Annotated in this window: 16 protein-coding genes; 9 read left to right on the top strand and 7 right to left on the bottom strand. The window is 62.0% G+C overall.

Features of this window, described 5'->3' with window-relative positions; translation table 11 throughout:
* Nucleotides 1-38 precede the first annotated feature (38 nt).
* Together BLR69_RS17625 and BLR69_RS17620 are read right to left on the bottom strand one after the other, a co-directional pair.
* On the bottom strand, nt 39-1127 hold the full coding sequence (locus BLR69_RS17625; protein WP_071493655.1) for an endonuclease/exonuclease/phosphatase family protein: 1089 nt from the start codon (nt 1125-1127) through the stop codon (nt 39-41).
* A gap of 40 nt (nt 1128-1167) precedes the next feature.
* The gene (locus BLR69_RS17620) at nt 1168-1827 is read right to left on the bottom strand and encodes a YciC family protein (RefSeq protein ID WP_071493741.1); all 660 of its coding nucleotides are present in this window, start codon (nt 1825-1827) and stop codon (nt 1168-1170) included.
* A gap of 176 nt (nt 1828-2003) precedes the next feature.
* On the opposite strand from BLR69_RS17620, the gene BLR69_RS17615 reads away from it, so the two are divergent.
* The 3 genes from BLR69_RS17615 (at nt 2004) to BLR69_RS17605 (ending at nt 3991) form a co-directional block, all read left to right on the top strand.
* Nucleotides 2004-2759 (top strand): DUF2076 domain-containing protein, encoded by a 756-nt coding sequence (locus BLR69_RS17615; RefSeq protein ID WP_071493654.1) that lies wholly within the window; start codon nt 2004-2006, stop codon nt 2757-2759.
* A gap of 118 nt (nt 2760-2877) precedes the next feature.
* Nucleotides 2878-3354: a LabA-like NYN domain-containing protein gene (locus BLR69_RS17610; RefSeq protein ID WP_025858209.1), complete on the top strand. Its 477-nt coding sequence runs from the start codon at nt 2878-2880 to the stop codon at nt 3352-3354.
* Nucleotides 3355-3379: 25 nt separating this feature from the next.
* Nucleotides 3380-3991, top strand: coding sequence for a 3'-5' exonuclease (locus BLR69_RS17605; protein ID WP_071493653.1), 612 nt, complete (start codon nt 3380-3382; stop codon nt 3989-3991).
* Nucleotides 3992-4143: 152 nt separating this feature from the next.
* On the opposite strand, the gene BLR69_RS17600 is transcribed toward BLR69_RS17605, so the two are convergent.
* On the bottom strand, nt 4144-4440 hold the full coding sequence (locus BLR69_RS17600; protein ID WP_071493652.1) for a DUF6124 family protein: 297 nt from the start codon (nt 4438-4440) through the stop codon (nt 4144-4146).
* A 494-nt stretch (nt 4441-4934) separates the two neighbouring features.
* Between BLR69_RS17600 and BLR69_RS17595 the strand changes: the two genes are divergently transcribed.
* Nucleotides 4935-5198: an acyl carrier protein gene (locus BLR69_RS17595; protein WP_058427743.1), complete on the top strand. Its 264-nt coding sequence runs from the start codon at nt 4935-4937 to the stop codon at nt 5196-5198.
* A gap of 89 nt (nt 5199-5287) precedes the next feature.
* Here the strand turns inward: BLR69_RS17595 and BLR69_RS17590 are convergent, their stop codons facing one another.
* Nucleotides 5288-5749, bottom strand: coding sequence for an Lrp/AsnC family transcriptional regulator (locus tag BLR69_RS17590; RefSeq protein ID WP_010174823.1), 462 nt, complete (start codon nt 5747-5749; stop codon nt 5288-5290).
* 161 nt (nt 5750-5910) lie between these two features.
* On the opposite strand from BLR69_RS17590, the gene yedA reads away from it, so the two are divergent.
* Both yedA and BLR69_RS17580 read left to right on the top strand, forming a co-directional pair.
* Entirely contained in the window at nt 5911-6807 is an 897-nt protein-coding gene (yedA, locus tag BLR69_RS17585; protein WP_071493651.1) for a drug/metabolite exporter YedA, read from the top strand.
* Between the two features lie 48 nt (nt 6808-6855).
* Complete coding sequence (locus BLR69_RS17580) at nt 6856-8190, top strand: DEAD/DEAH box helicase (RefSeq protein WP_071493650.1); 1335 nt, start codon at nt 6856-6858, stop codon at nt 8188-8190.
* Nucleotides 8191-8311: 121 nt separating this feature from the next.
* Here the strand turns inward: BLR69_RS17580 and BLR69_RS17575 are convergent, their stop codons facing one another.
* From BLR69_RS17575 to BLR69_RS17565, 3 genes are all read right to left on the bottom strand, one after another.
* Nucleotides 8312-9538 (bottom strand): TIGR03862 family flavoprotein, encoded by a 1227-nt coding sequence (locus tag BLR69_RS17575; protein ID WP_071493649.1) that lies wholly within the window; start codon nt 9536-9538, stop codon nt 8312-8314.
* Nucleotides 9539-9611: 73 nt separating this feature from the next.
* Nucleotides 9612-12692, bottom strand: coding sequence for a type III effector HrpK domain-containing protein (locus BLR69_RS17570; protein WP_071493648.1), 3081 nt, complete (start codon nt 12690-12692; stop codon nt 9612-9614).
* A gap of 229 nt (nt 12693-12921) precedes the next feature.
* Entirely contained in the window at nt 12922-13842 is a 921-nt protein-coding gene (locus BLR69_RS17565) for a histone deacetylase family protein (protein ID WP_071493647.1), read from the bottom strand.
* A gap of 75 nt (nt 13843-13917) precedes the next feature.
* Between BLR69_RS17565 and BLR69_RS17560 the strand changes: the two genes are divergently transcribed.
* The 3 genes from BLR69_RS17560 (at nt 13918) to BLR69_RS17550 (ending at nt 16111) form a co-directional block, all read left to right on the top strand.
* Nucleotides 13918-14487, top strand: coding sequence for a GNAT family N-acetyltransferase (locus BLR69_RS17560; protein WP_071493646.1), 570 nt, complete (start codon nt 13918-13920; stop codon nt 14485-14487).
* 158 nt (nt 14488-14645) lie between these two features.
* Nucleotides 14646-15515: an acyl-CoA thioesterase II gene (gene tesB / locus BLR69_RS17555; RefSeq protein WP_025858197.1), complete on the top strand. Its 870-nt coding sequence runs from the start codon at nt 14646-14648 to the stop codon at nt 15513-15515.
* Entirely contained in the window at nt 15512-16111 is a 600-nt protein-coding gene (locus tag BLR69_RS17550; protein WP_071493645.1) for an HAD family hydrolase, read from the top strand. Before tesB ends, BLR69_RS17550 begins: the two co-directional genes overlap by 4 nt.
* Nucleotides 16112-16132 lie beyond the last annotated feature (21 nt).

The raw sequence follows: 16132 nt of genomic DNA, 5'->3' as shown, positions 1-16132 counted from the left end.
CCACAGGTCCAACTGTGGGAGGGGGCTTGTGTTGTTGGTTATGGCGCGGGGGGGAGCAGGAACCGGGCGATCACGGGCAGGTGGTTGGAAATGCGCAAGGTATCTTCCTGCCGCACTTTCGCTTCGACCCGCTTGATCCGCGGGCTGTAGAACAGGTAATCCAGTGTTCGGTCCGGCCCTTCCATACTGGGGTCGTTGGGGAAGTGGGTCAGCCACTTTTCACGGTCAATCCCGCTGGATTGGCTGTTGCTCGGGATCATCGGGTATTTGTCCCACAGCAGGTGCAGCTCGCTGTCTGGCGAATACTGCCCGCGTTTGGTGGCGTCCAGGCGCAGGAACTGGCCCAGGGGCAGCAGGTTGAAATCCCCGCCGATCAGCCAGGGCGTGCCACGGCCTTCGAATTTATCCAGCAACTTGACCGTGGTTTGTACCTGCTCCAGCACCGCGCTGCGCCCTGGGGCGTCACCGTCCAGGCGCGTGTTGAGCACCGCCAGTTGGCCGCCGTCGCTCAGGGGCAGGTAAGTCAGCAGCAACGCCGGCTTGGGTTGGAACTGGCGGCTGAGGATGTTGGCCTCGGGCGCTGGCAATTGCAGGCGTTCGGCGTGTTCGATCTGATAGCGGCTGAGTGTCGCGAGCTTGCGGCCGACGCTGCCGAAGATATGCCAATCGGGCACGAAGTCGGCTTTCCAGTCGAAGGCCTGGGCGCTGCATGGGTACAGGTCGACCAGGCGTTCTTGCAGCAGGGCCAGTTGGTCCTGATAGTGGGAAGGCTTGGCGTTTTCGTCGAGTTCCTGCAACAGCAGGATGTCGGGTTGTTCGTCGCGGATCACTCGCGCCACTTCGTCGAGGCTGGCGGCCATGTCCTCAACGGTGGGGCGGTCATCCGGGCCGCTGCCATCGGCGGTGTCGTACCAGAACACATAGTTCTTGCCGGCCAGGTATTGCACGTTCCAGGTCATGACCTTGAGCGCCTGCCCCGGCAGCAGCGTGGGCGCACGCGGCGCGACGCAACTCACCGGCAGGGTTTCCTTGGGCTCGGGGCGCCAGGTCAGGCTGTAGACCATGGCTGCAAACAGCCCCGCGATGATCAGCAGGCTCAGCAAGGTGATGCGCAATAAACGGGTCATCGGCTCGGCTTATAGCGTTTCAGAGGTGGCACGGAGCATATCACCGCGCGTCGGCATCGCCACCGATCAGCATGAATAAACGGAACAGCACCACGCTGGTAAACAGCTGCAGGAAGCTGTGGGCGCTGTCCAGAAACAGGCCCAGCAGCGGCGCAGGCGTGGGGTAGGCCGCCACACTGGCACCCTTGAGCAGCCACAGTGGCGTCATCACGCACAGCAGGCACACCAGGATTCGCCAGAAATGCCCACGGCTCAGGCGGAAACTTTCCTTCATCGCTTCCAGCGCCGGCATGCCGCGCAGCACCAGCAGGTACTCGGCAAACGCCAGCACCACCATCAGCCACAGGCCCGGCAGGAAATACAGCGACAACCCTAGCAGAATCAGCAGTGTGCTCATGGCCGTCAGCAGGGCAAAGCGTGGCCACAGGGTCAGGGCCATGGCCCATACATCCTTGGTGCGCGGCGACTCGCCACGGGTGCGGGCATCCAGAAACAGGATCAACGCCCCGGTGTACAGCGGGTACACCAGCAACCCCACCACCACGCTGTAGCCGGGGAATGCATCCTCGCCCACGATGTGGTTGAGCACCTGTTGCAGCAGGGCTTCGAAAATCACCAACGGCAAGCACAACTGGACGATGGCGCCCAGGTTGCGTTGGGTGAAACGGAAGGAGTCGCGCAGCACGTCTAACGGATTCATCAAGTTCATCGCAGGCCTGAAAGCAAGGGCAACACTTTAACCGATCATCACCGGCGGTAAGCAAACGTAAACCTTGAGTAAAGACTATTGAAACAACTCGTAACACCCCCATAACTGGAATGGCGCCTGATCACAGGCGACACCACGATTTCTACCGGCAATCTAACGAGGTCGCCATGAACAGCGAAGAGCAAACCCTGATCGATGGACTGTTTTCACGGTTGCAACAAGCCGAAACGGACTCAGCCCCCCGCGACGCCCAGGCCGAAGCGCGGATCAAGGAGCACATGACGCGCCAACCGGCGGCCGGGTACTACATGACCCAGTCGATCCTGGTGCAGGAACATGCGCTCAAGAGCCTCGACGCGCAGAACAAGCAGCAGGCGCAGCAGATCCAGCAATTGCAGGACGAGCTGCAACAGGCCAAAGCGTCCGCGCAGCCTGCTCCGGCCAGCGGTGGGTTCCTGTCGAGCATCTTTGGCGGTGGCTCCCGCGACCCGCAACCCGCGCAGAGCGCCCCGGCTGCTTCCGGTGGCGGCTGGCGTGAACCGGGACGGCCAGGCTTCAGCCAGCCTGCGCCGCAGCAGAACTACGGCGCCCCCCAGCAGAACTATCAACAACCGCCGCAGGCGCCAGCGGCCCCCATCGGCAGTGGCTTCCTCGGCGGCGCGATGAAAACTGCTGCCGGCGTGGCCGGTGGTGTGTTGCTCGCCGAAGGTATCAGCAGCCTGTTCCATCACAACCAGCAGCCGCAGGTGGTGGAGGAAATCATCGAGCAACCCGCACCGGCCAGCGATCAAGGCGGCTGGGGCAATGCCGACCAGAACTACGCCGGCAATGACAGCTGGGGTAGCAACAACTCGGACAGCTTCGCTGACAGCGATTATTCCGACGATTCGTCTTCCTTCGGCGACGACGATTCCTTCGTCTGACCCACCTCAGACCGGGGCGACCAGTCGCCTCGGTCTGATTTTTCCCGACAACCTCGTCGCGACTGGCATACTTGCAGCCTTTCCGGGCCCTGGCGCCTGGCTGTCATGAGGAAGTGCGGTGAAAAAAATTGCAGTGTTCGCCGATGTACAAAACCTCTACTACACCGTCCGCCAGGCCTATGGTTGCCACTTCAACTACGCCGCGTTGTGGGCTGACATCAGCGCGCGCGGGCAGATTGTCGAGGCCTATGCCTATGCCATCGACCGTGGCGACAGCAAGCAGCAGCAGTTCCAGCAAATTCTGCGCAACCTCGGCTTTACGGTAAAACTCAAGCCGTACATCCAGCGCAGCGACGGTTCAGCCAAGGGCGACTGGGACGTGGGCATCACCCTCGACATCATGGACGCCGCCGACCACGTCGATGAAATTGTGCTGGCCTCCGGCGACGGGGATTTCGACATGCTGCTCGACCGGGTTATCCACAAGCATGGCGTCGAAGCCGTGGCCTATGGCGTGCCGGGGCTGACGGCCAATTCATTGATACGCGCCGCCAGCCGCTACGTGCCGATCGAAGGCGCTTTGTTGCTTAAATAGATCTTCAGATGGAGTTGGAACAGGTTTGGAACGTATAGCGGTCATCGACTTTGAAACCACCGGCATCACCCCGAGCAGCCACTGCCGCGCCACGGAAATCGCGGTGGTCATCCTTGAGCGTGGCCAGATTGTGGACCGTTACCAGAGCCTGATGAATGCCGGTGTACGCGTGCCGAGTTTTATCGAACAACTCACCGGCATCAGCAACGCCATGCTGCGCAGCGCGCCGCCGGCGGAGCGGGTGATGAACGAGGTCAATGAGTTCGTCGGGACGACGCCGCTGATGGCGCACAACGCTGCGTTTGACCAGAAGTTCTGGGACTACGAGCTCGGCTTGATCCGCCGTACCCGTTTACAGAAATTTGCCTGCTCGCTGTTGTTGGCGCGCCGCCTGATGCCGTCTGCGCCCAATCACAAGCTCGGCACGCTGAACGCCTTCGCTCAGCTGCCCCACACCGGGAAGGCTCACCGGGCGATGGCGGATGCGGAGATGGCGGCCAACCTCACGGCGCACCTGGCCCAGGAACTGCGCCGCACCCACGGCTTGCGCGAACTGTCCCATGACCTGCTGTGCACCTTGCAGAAAGTGCCGGCGGCGAAGATCAATGAGCATTTGAAGAAGCATCGCGGGTTCTAACGTCGCCACACGCCCCAAAACACTGAGCTCTGAATGTGAAAATCAACATGTGGGAGGGGGCTTGCCCCCGATAGCGGCCTGTCAGCTACAGATGTATTGGCTGACCCACTGCCATCGGGGGCAAGCCCCCTCCCACATGGGTTCTGCGGTGTTTAGCGAGGCTGCACACAGGCCAACGCCCGATCCACCACCCCCTTCGCCATCTCCACCAAATGCATCACCGCCCGCTGTTCTGCCTTCATCGCCTCCTTCGATGAATGCGCCGTCTCCACCGCGCAATGCAGCAAATCGGCCGCGTGGGCCAGGGCGTCTTCGAAGCTCAGATTGTCGTTCAGGGTGAAGGTGGGCGCATCCGGGGCGGAGGCTTTTAGGTAGTAGTCGATGGCTCGGCGGTTGAGCAGTGCGTCTTCGCTGAGGAAACGGGGTGGATCGGGGGTTACTTTGACCATGGTGTAACTTCTCCGCTAGGTAAGAAGCTGCAACCGTTCGCTTGCACACGAATGAGGGTGGCAGCAGTACGCGGGTGTGCAAGACCGGGGCGGAAAACCCAGCAGGCCGAATGGCCTCCCGCGCACAGCTGCCATAACGTGCCGGCGCCTGATAAAGCAGGCGTTGGATGGTAGGGCTTTTGCGCATTTTCCACTGATCGGACTTGCACGTCCGTTCACCGAACATTCGATGAAGCGGCGAGACTAGCTACCTGATCCGACGGAAACAAGGCCGTCGGATTCTCTCGGAAACGTCCTTCAAATGAAAGAGATGGGTCTTGCTGGCCATTGAAAACCTGGCTTTTGAAGGCGGGTTTCTGAATGGTCAGTAGGCAGAATCCTAGCGCTGCCTAGGACCCTTCTGTTTTTCCGCTTCATCCACCTACTACCTCATTCTGCGACCTACCATCCCGCCTGCCATTTACGTACAGATCAGTGCACCTATGAGGCAAGAAATGGAAGGTAATCTCACCCGGGCCGAGATCAGCGAAAAGGTGATTCAACTGTTCGTCGACATCATTGGCTTCATCGACCGAAGCCAGGTGACGGAACAAACGGATTTCATCCGCGACTTCAAGATCATTGATGACGACCTGACCTGCTTCGTCATGCAGATCAAATGGCAGTTCAACCTGCAAGCCACTCAGGCTGACTGGGATCACATCACCACGATCAAGCAGATTGTCGATTTGATTGTTGAGCGCTCAAATCTGCTTTGATGCAACGGACGTCATTTCAGGCAAGCCAGCTCCCACAGTGGGAATGCATTTCAAATGTGGGAGCCGGGCTTGCCCGCGATGGAGGCGGTTCAGCCGCCATTTTTCCCATTCCCCTCCAACTGCCCCAACGGCACCCGCCGCTCTATCGCACTCGACAAAATAATCGAGGTCTTGCTGAACCCGAACTTCGCCACCCGGTTGATCAAGCTCTCCAACTCCGGCATCGAGCCCACCGCCGCCTGCATGATCACGCACGGGTCACCGGTCACCCGATGGCATTCCGTCAGCTCAGGGATTTCCGCCAATGCGTCATAAACCTTCTGGCTCCCATGATTGGTCAGTCGCAGTTCAATCACGCATTGGATCGGCAACCCCACCTTGGATAAGTCCACCTTGGCCTGATACCCGGTGATGACCCCGCTGGCCTCCAACTTGGCCACGCGCTCGGCCACCGCTGGGGCTGACAGGTTCACCGTGCGCGCCAGTTGCGCATAGGAAGCGCGGCCGTCTTCGAGCAGGGCGCTGAGGAGCATGCGGTCGTATTTGTCCATGATAAGGCTCCAGTTACGCGTGGCTTTCGAAAGCACGGGTTATAGCCTTCACAACCATGCTTTGAAAAGTGTATCGGCGTTTTAAACAGGTTTTGTAACTTATGTTTATCGACCTGCCTTTTTAGAATAAGCCTCTCTTCTCTCTGCCTTAGAGCTGCCCAATGCCTGGCCCACGTCGCTTTCCTTTACCGTTGATCGCTGCCTTTTTTGCGCTGTATGTGATTTGGGGGTCCACCTACCTGGTCATCCGCATTGGCGTGGAGTACTGGCCGCCGTTGATGCTGGGCGGGATTCGCTTTCTGGTGGCCGGGTTGGCAATGTATGGCTTTTTGCGCTGGCGCGGGGCGCCGGCGCCGACCAGGGTGCAGTGGAAGGCGGCGGCGAAGATTGGCGTTCTGCTGCTGACCTTCGGTAATGGCGCGGTGACGGTGGCCGAACACACCGGTGTCGCCTCCGGCGTGGCTGCGCTGGCGGTAGCGACGGTGCCATTGTTCACCTTGTTGTGCGGCTATTTCTGGGGCGCGCGCAATACCCGCCTGGAGTGGGCCGGGGTGGTGCTGGGGATTATCGGCATCGCCATGCTCAACATGGGCTCCAACCTGCAATCAAGCCCGACCGGCGCGATGCTGTTGCTGTTTGCCGCCGCGTCCTGGGCCTTCGGTTCGGTGTGGAGCAAGCACTTGCCGTTGCCAGCGGGCGCGATGGCCAGCGCGGCGGAAATGATCATCGCCGGTGCCTTGCTGTTGGTGGGCAGTGCGCTGACCGGTGAGCGGTTGCACGCGGTGCCACCGATCGAGGGCTGGCTGGCCCTGGCTTACCTGGCGGTATTCGGTTCGATCATCGCCTTCAACGCCTACATGTACCTGCTCAAGCACGTGCGTCCGGCGGCGGCGACCAGCTATGCCTACGTCAACCCGGCGGTGGCGGTATTGCTGGGGATTGTGTTCGTGGGTGAGACCATCGGCGTCGAAGAAGCCCTGGCGATGCTGGTGATTATCAGCGCGGTGCTGTTGATCAGCCTGCCCCAGTGGCGCAAGCCCAAGCCGGAAATAAGGTAAACTGCGGCGCATTGCGACCTTGCGCTGAATTTTTCCTACGGTAAACACATGACTTTCGCCACCCTTGGCCTGATCGAACCCTTGCTGCGCGCCCTTGAGACGCTTGGCTACCAGACCCCGACGCCGGTGCAGGCGCAAGCCATTCCGGCGGTGCTGGCCGGTCGCGACCTGATGGCCGCAGCCCAGACCGGCACCGGCAAGACCGCCGGTTTCGCCTTGCCGCTCCTGCAACTGCTGACGATGGAAGGGCCGAAAGTCGCCGCCAACTCGGCGCGCGCGTTGATCCTGTGCCCGACCCGCGAGCTGGCCGAGCAGGTTCACGCCAGTGTTGCCGAGTACGCCCAGCACCTGCCGCTGACCACCTATGCGGTGTACGGCGGCGTGAGCATCAACCCGCAGATGATGAAGCTGCGCAAGGGCGTCGACATCCTGGTCGCCACGCCGGGCCGCCTGATCGACCTGTTCCGCCAGAACGCGCTGAAACTCAACCAGCTGCAAACCCTGGTGCTCGACGAAGCCGACCGCATGCTCGACCTGGGCTTCTCCGAAGAGCTGGCGAACATCTACCGCATGCTGCCGAAAAAGCGTCAGACCTTGCTGTTCTCCGCGACTTTCTCCGATGACATCCGCCTGCTGGCCGGGCAGATGCTCAACGACCCGCTGAGCATCGAAGTCAGCCCGCGCAACGTCGCCGCCAACACCGTGAAGCAATGGGTGGTGCCGGTGGACAAGAAGCGCAAGCCGGAGCTGTTTGTGCACCTGATGCGCAAAGGCCGCTGGAAGCAGGTGCTGGTGTTCGCCAAGACCCGTAACGGCGTGGATGCGCTGGTGGATAAGTTGCAGGGCCTGGGCATCAACGCCGATGGCATCCATGGTGACAAGCCGCAAGCCACCCGCCAACGTGCGCTGGACCGTTTCAAATCGAGTGATGTGCAGATCCTGGTAGCCACTGATGTGGCGGCCCGTGGCCTGGACATCGAAGATTTGCCGTTGGTGGTCAACTTCGACTTGCCGATCGTGGCTGAAGACTACATCCACCGTATCGGCCGTACCGGCCGTGCGGGTAATACCGGTGAGGCGATTTCCCTGGTGTGTGCCGATGAAGTGAACATGCTGTCGGCCATCGAGATGCTCACGCGTCAGACCTTGACCCGCAAGATGGAGCCGGACTTCGAACCGGAACACCGCGTGCCGGACACCGATGCCAGCGGGCAAGTGGTGAAGAAGCCGAAGAAACCGAAGAAACCTAAAACGTCCGGTGGTGGCGGTAAGCGCAACCTGGGCAAGTGGGTGGACAGCGGGGACGTGGCGCCGGCGGAGCCGTCGATCAAACCGGTGCGCAAGGTGCCGGTGTTCAATACCGGGCCGCGTAAGAAGAAGTGATTTTTCGGCGCTGCTGATGGCCTCATCGGGGGCAAGCCCCCTCCCACACTTTGATGTGTGAATACCGTCAAATGTGGGAGGGGGCTTGCCCCCGATGGCGGCCTTGAATTCAGCGCAAATCTCAGCGATTAAGCCACTCCAACATCCCCCGCCCAGCCGCTCTGCCGCTGGCAAAACACCCCGTCAACAGATACCCGCCGGTCGGCGCCTCCCAATCCAGCATCTCCCCCGCACAAAACACGCCTGGCAACTGCTTGAGCATCAGCCGCTCATCCAGCGCCTCGAAGGGTACGCCGCCGGCAGTGCTGATCGCTTCATCCATCGGCCGGGTCTTCACCAGGGTCAAGGGCAGCGCCTTGATATCCACCGCCAACTGCGCCAGATCATTGAAGTGGTCGGCCGGCGCCAACTCGCGCAGCAGTGCGGCTTTTACCCCATCCAAGCCCAACTGACTGTGCAGGTGTTTGCTCATCGAACGTGAGCCACGGGGTTTGGCCAGCGCGGCCTGAACCTTGTCCAGCGGCTTGCTCGGCAGCAGGTCGATGTGCACGGTGGCCGAACCGTTGCGGTTGATCGCTTCGCGAATCGGCGCCGACAGCGCGTAGATCAAGCTGCCTTCGATGCCGGTGGCGGTGATCACGCATTCGCCCAGCCGAGGCTTGTCATCCCCTAAACCAATGGCGACGTTTTTTAACGGCGCGCCAGCGAATTTGCTGACCATCAATTCGCTCCAGGCCGACACCTCGAAGCCGCAATTGCTCGGTTGCAACGCGGTGCAGGGCACGCCACGATCCTCCAGCAATTTGAGCCACACACCATCGGAGCCCAGGCGCGACCAACTGCCGCCGCCAAGGGCCAGCAGCACGGCATTGCTGTGGACAGTTTTTTCGCCTTCGGGGCTGTGGATAAGTAAGTCGCCCTCGGCATTCCAGCCTACCCAACGATGCCGGGTGTGGATAACCACGCCCTGATCGCGCAGGCGCTTGAGCCAGGCACGTAAAAGCGGTGCGGCTTTCATATCCGTAGGAAACATCCGGCCTGAGGTGCCGACAAAGGTCTCGATGCCTAAGCCATGAATCCACTCGCATAATGCTTCGGCCCCAAACGCCCGCAGCAAAGGCGCCATGTGCGGCGCACGTTCGGCATAGCGCGACAGAAACGCCGGGTATGCTTCGGAATGGGTGATGTTCATGCCACCCACGCCGGCCAGCAGGAACTTGCGCCCCACGGACGGCATGCCGTCGTACAGGTCCACCCGCACGCCTGCCTGGCTCAGGACTTCAGCGGCCATCAACCCGGCAGGGCCGCCGCCGATGATGGCAACGTGGGAGGGAGCAGTAGCGGACATCGGCAGGCCTGGTCAAAAACAAAGGGCGCCCATTGTAAGCAATGCGCGCCCCCTGCCGTTAGGCAAAAAGTACTCAGGCAAAACCAGTGTTGGCGTATGGCGAATACTCGTCCGAACGGTCGGCGTCGGTGATCGGGCCGCCGGTCAGGCCGTATTTATCCAGGGTCGGCACCAGGTTGCCAAAGAACGCGTCCTGCTGTTTTTCCCGCTTCACCACCTCGATGATCGGGAACACAAACGACGTCACGATGCCCACGCCCGCTGCAGCCCAGCCGAGTACACCGGCGAAGGTGCCGGCAATCGCCGCCGCATCCGCCACGCCGAACAGGCCGGCGCCGCCTTCAATAATCGAGGCCACCGCCGCGCCGGTGCCCAGGGCGCCGCTGGTGAGGGAGAAACCGGCGTTGACTTTGTCGCCGGCAAACGCGCTGTTGACCCCACTGATCAGGCCGAACACGCCGCCGATGAAGCTGCCGGTGCCGCCGACGATCTTGCCCAGGTTGCCCAGGCGGTTGAGGCCATCGGTGTTCTGCACCATTTTGCCGGTGGGGAAGTCGCCGATGCCCTGGGGTTTGTTCGGGTCAATCGGCGTGGGTTTCCAGGTCATGCCGTAGCCGGCCTCCTTGGCGTACTTGGTGCCGCCTTCGATGATCAGCCCGGCGAACTGCATGCCCGCCGCCACGCGCCCGGCGTTGTCCGCCGGGCTGTTACCGCCGGTGGCGGAGCGCGCCGCGAGTACGCCACCGGCCAGCAGCGCACTGCCGATATGCAGCAGGCCCTGTTTATAAGAGTCGCTGACGTTGAGCTTCAGCCCGTCAACGGCCTTGGGCAGTACGTCGCTGATCTTCTGGCCCTGACGGTTCACGTCCCACATCGAGCGGATCAACGAGATCGCGTCCTGCGGCTTGATCTGCGCACCGCTGGCGTCCTTGAACATGTCCGGGTCGTCGGCCATGGCTTTGTCGATGATGGCTGTGGTCTTGGCCTCGTCGAAGTTGCCATTGGCATCGCCGAACGCGCCCTTGAGCACGTCATCGTTGGCGCCGTTGACCAGGGAGTCGGACACCGCCTGGTTGACGTATTGCTGCACCGTCGACGAATCCTGGGCCGAGACCTTGTCGCCGAGGAACGCCTTGAGCAACTCCGCCTTGGCCGCGTATTGGCCGATGGCGCTCATCGGGTCGGCGTTCGGCTGGGCGAGGGCGTCTTGCAGGTCTTTGCCGTTGAGGATGTGGTCTTTGAAGAACTGCTCGATGTCCCCGGACTTGCCGGATTTTTCGGCAATGACGCTAAGGTCCACATGGCCGTCGCCACCCAGGGCCAGGTCGGTGAGGGTGGCGTCGGTGCCGGCCAGGCTCAGGGCGTCGATCAACGACAGCGGTTTGCCATCAGCCCCTTTGGTGGCCAGGGCGGTGTTGAGCACATTGCCGCTGTTGATCTGGCCGTCCTGGTAGGCCTGCAGTTCGTGCTTGATCGCCGGGTCGCTGTTGACGATATCGCGCATGCCGGAGGCCTGGTTCTGCGAGAGGAAGGTCTTCACGTCCGGGTCACTGGAAAGCTTGGCGACGGCGGCGTCGAGCTGGTCGGTGACCTTGGATTTGGTCGGGTTGAGGTGGTATTGGGTATCGGCGGTGATCCCGGCGTACAGGTCGCCATCGCCCACCTTGTCACTGGCGGCCATGCGTGCGCGGGCGTCGCTGATTTCCATCATCACCGCGGCTTTGGTTTTGCCGTCGTAGTTCTCCGGGTGTTCGAGCACGTCCTTGGTCAGCTTGGAGGTGTCGACGTCGGCCACCGAGCTGCGCACCGAGGCGTTGCTGAGCATCATCAACACGCCGTGGTCGTCCTTGGGCGCCTGGTTTTCCAGCCAGGCGCCGATGTTTTTCTGTTGGGTGATGCCGTCAGCCTTCGCGGTGGCGGGCAGGTCGCCGGCCATGTCGAGGGTGCGCAGCATGCCGGGGGTGGACCAATAGCCAGCGGCACCGGTGAGTTCGGGGCTCAGGCCTGAGTCATCCTTGATCGCCTTGAGATTGGCGGTGTTCAGGCTGCCGTTGTTGGCGCGCTGGTTGGGGCCCTGCATCTCCGGGCCGGCGCTGCTCACCAGGGAAATGTTGGCCATGACGATGGCGGCGGACTTGGCGTTTTCCTTGGCCAGGCTCGTGGCGTCCGGGTTCTTGCTGAGAAAGGTGCTGTAGGACTTCGAAGCGGCCGACAGGTCCTTGTTGGATTGGCTGATGAATTTATCCACATCGGCGTGGGTAATCACCCCGTCGCTTTTGCCCAGGCCGCCGCTGTCCAGGGCGTTCATCAGGCTCGGGCTGCCGGCCAGGTACTTGAGGCAGGCCTGGGCTTCGGGGGGCAGGTCGGCGGGTGGGTTGGAGAAGTCGATGGGGCGGTCGTGCAGGCCCCATTTGTCCCAGTTGTCGCTGAGCATTTTCGAGGCGGCGCGCGGGCGATCGAGGTCGCGCTCTTCCTGGGTCGGCGTGCCGCTGGTGTTGCCGACAATCTTGTCACAGTCCTTGGCGCTGGCGTATTTGGAATTGTCGATCCAATTGGTGTCCACGGCGCCGTCTACGCCAAAGATGCCGTTGGACTCCTTGACCACCGAGGCATACAGGTCGGGGCTGATGGCCTGGGACACGATGATCTTGTCGCCGGAGGCGGTTTCGTAGCGGATCAGCCCGTGGCCGAGCTCTTCCGGCGTGCCCACTAGACTCACGCTGCCAGCTTCGTCGGCACCGGCCAGGCGGTAGCCTGCGTTTTTGCTGTCGTTGATCAGGCCCCAGGTCTCGCCATCGGACTTCACTTTTTCGTACAGGTCGCTGTTGGTTTCCTTACTCACGACCACCTTATCGCCCGACAGGGTTTCGTAGCGAATCATCCCCGGTCCTACTTCATCGGCCGGGCCGATGGCTTTGTAGGTGTCCAGGCCCGGTGCGGCGTCGCCGGCCTGGGCGATGCGGTAGCCGTCGGCCTTGCTGGAGGCGAGGGCAGGGTTGTCGGTCACCGCCAGCACCTTGAAGTTGCCGGGGTGGGCGGCGTCCTTGAAGCCGGACAGGGCGCGGGACATTGCCGCGTCGAAGGTGGCGGCGACTTTCTTCAGGGCGTCGTCATTGCCGGGCGTCAAGCTGCTGCCGATCTTGTAGGTTGCCATCGCTGGGTACTCTGAAAGCGGAAGAGGCCCTCAGGTTGATGGCGGGGTGCGGCAGTTTTGTTGCAAAACGGCCATAAATGCCATGTTCCACAACGTTTCACGGTGGTGGAAAAGATTCTGGTTAAAAAACGTACAGTTTCCTACGGGCTATACCGGTTCTGGCTTTCAGCGCCTTACGCTCAAGTTATCCACAGGTGGTTCCACAGGCATTGTGGGTAACGCCCACGGTTCAGTGACAACCTGATGACGTCCACACCCGTTGCGCACTGTGGTGCAGGATGCCGTGGCGGCGGGCCAGGGCCGGGCGGTCCTTGCTGTAGCCGCCGCCGATCACGCCCATCACCGGGATGTCGCGGCCCAGGCAGTGGCGCATCACGCTTTCATCGCGGGCAGCCACCCCTTCGTCTGTCAGCTTGAGGTAGCCGAGGGCGTCGTCCTTGTGCACATCGACGCCGGCGTCGTACAGCACCAGGTCGGGCTGGTAGAGCGGCAGCAAGTAGTTGAGGGCATCGTCCACCACCTTGAGGTAGTCGGCGTCGGCCATGCCCATCGGCAGCGGGATGTCCCAGTCGCTCTGGGCCTTGCGGGCGGGGAAGTTCTTTTCGCAGTGCAGCGATACGGTGATGGCGTCCGGCGTGTCGTGGAGGATGCGTGCCGTGCCATCGCCCTGGTGCACGTCGCAATCGAAGATCAGCACGCGGTTGACCCTGCCGCTGGCCAGTAGGTAATGGCTGATCACCGCCAGGTCATTGAAGATGCAGAAGCCCGCCGGGTAATCGTAGTGGGCGTGGTGGGTGCCGCCGGCCAGGTGGCAGGCCAGGCCGTGTTCCAACGCCTGCTCCGTCGCCAGGATGGAACCGCCGACCGCGCGCACGGTGCGCCGGGCCAGGGCTTCGTTCCAGGGTAGGCCGAGGCGGCGCTGGTCTTCGCGGGACAACTCGCCGCCCATGTAGCGTTCGATATACCCCGCGTCATGGGCCAGGGCCAGAATCTCTGGCGGGCACAGTTGCGGGCGCAGCAGTTGGCTGTCCTCGGTCAGTCCCGTGAACACCAGGTGGTCGCGCAACAGGCGGAACTTGTCCATGGGGAACCGGTGTTCCGCCGGGAACTCGGGGCTGTAGTCATCGTGGTAGATCAATGGCAAAGGCATGGGATTTTCTGACGGGAACCTGCGACGCATCTTACCCGCGTTGTACACTCACGCACATGGCAAGGGAGGGGACCCATGGAGCCGATACTCGAATTGGAAAGCGCGCGTCTTTTGTTGCGCCAATGGCGCGACAGCGACCTGCCGGACTTTGCGCGCATGTGCGCCGACCCGCAGGTGATGCGTTATTTCCCGGCCACACTGAGCCACCTGGAAAGCGCCGCGTTGATCGGCCGCATTCGCGGTCATTTCGCCGAATATGGCTTTGGCCTGTGGGCCTTGCAACGCAAGGACACCGGGGAATTCATCGGCCTCACCGGGTTGCTGAATGTCAGCTTCGATGCCGATTTTACCCCGGCGGTAGAAATCGGCTGGCGCCTGGCCCGCGAACACTGGGGCCTGGGCTATGCCAGTGAGGCCGCGTGGACGGCATTGCGCTGTGGTTTTGATCGTCTGAACCTGGACGAGATTGTCGCCTTCACCACGGAAGCCAATCTGCCATCACAAAAAGTCATGCAGGCCATCGGTATGCATTACGATCCCCAGGCAGATTTTGAACACCCCAAGGTCGCAGCCGATGACCCGCTGCGCCATCATGTTTTGTACCGCATCACCCGTGCCCAATGGTTGGACACGCTGCACGGATAGGCAGGCGGTCATGCTCAATAGACCCTGTAGGAGCGAGCTCGCTCGCGAAGAACGCACAAGCGCCACGGTAGACCTGAAGCGCTGCGTTATCGTTAACGACCTTCGCGAGCAAGCTCGCTCCTACAGGTAGACACCGTTTTGCTCTGAGGAGAGTTTTAATGAGCCAAGTATTGGAAGATCTGGTGGACCTGCTGACCCTGGAGCCGATCGAGGAAAACCTCTTTCGCGGCCGCAGCCAGGACCTGGGTTTTCGCCAACTGTTCGGCGGCCAGGTGCTCGGCCAGTCGCTGTCGGCCGCCAGCCAGACGGTAGAAGAAGCGCGGCATGTGCATTCGCTGCACGGTTATTTCCTGCGCCCCGGTGATGCGAAATTGCCGGTGGTGTACTCGGTGGACCGCGTGCGCGACGGCGGCAGCTTCAGCACGCGCCGTGTGACGGCGATCCAGAAGGGCCACCCGATCTTCACCTGCACCACCTCGTTCCAGTACGACGAACAAGGCTTCGACCACCAGACCACCATGCCGGTGGTGGTCGGCCCGGAAAACCTGCCCTCGGAGCTGGAGCTGACCCAGCAGCGTGCGCACCTGATCCCCGAGCACATGCGTGACAAGCTGCTGTGCCCCAAGCCGATCGAAGTGCGCCCGGTCACCGAGAAAGACCCGTTCAACCCGCAGCCGTCCGACCCGGTCAAATACGTGTGGTTCCGCGCCGACGGCGCCCTGGCCGACGCACCGGCGCTGCACAAATACCTGCTGGCCTACGCCTCGGACTTCGGCCTGCTGACCACCTCGCTGCTGCCCCATGGCAAAACCGTATGGCAGAAAGATATGCAGGTCGCCAGCCTCGACCACGCGCTGTGGTTCCACGCCGACCTGCGTGCCGATGACTGGCTGCTCTACGCTATGGACAGCCCGTGGGCCGGCAATTCGCGGGGTTTCTCCCGTGGCAGTGTGTACAACCGCGCCGGGCAACTGGTGGCCTCGGTGACCCAGGAAGGGCTGATTCGCCATCGCAAGGATTGGGCATGAGCCTGACGGACGTTAGACATTGGGTATTCGACATGGACGGCACCCTTACGGTGGCCGTGCATGATTTCGCGGCCATTCGCGTAGCGTTGGAAATCCCGCCCGAAGACGACATCCTCACGCACCTGGCGGCGTTGCCGGAGGAAGTTGCAGCGGCCAAGCATGCCTGGCTGCTGGAGCATGAGCGCGAGCTGGCGTTGGGTTCGGTGGCTGCCGCCGGTGCGGTGGACCTGGTGCGCGAACTGGCCGGGCGTGGCTATCGCCTGGGCATCCTGACCCGCAATGCGCGGGAGTTGGCGCATATCACCCTAGAAGCCATTGGCCTGGCGGACTGCTTTGCCGTCGAGGACGTGCTGGGGCGGGATGATGCGCAACCCAAGCCCGATCCGGACGGCCTGCTGAAACTGGCGGCGGCATGGGAAGTAGCGCCCAGCGAGATGGTGATGGTCGGCGATTACCGCTTCGATCTGGATTGTGGCCGGGCGGCGGGGACGCGGACGGTGTTGGTGAATCTGCCGGAGAACCCGTGGCCGGAGTTGGCGGATTGGCATGCATCGGACTGCGCGGTGCTGCATCAGATGATCCAGCCCAGACAATAGAGACCAACTGTGGGAGGGGGC

The sequence above is a fragment of the Pseudomonas azotoformans genome (assembly GCF_900103345.1).
GTDB lineage: Bacteria > Pseudomonadota > Gammaproteobacteria > Pseudomonadales > Pseudomonadaceae > Aquipseudomonas > Aquipseudomonas azotoformans.
Note: the sequence above shows the minus strand (reverse complement) of the source record. Positions and strands in the feature narration are given on the sequence as shown.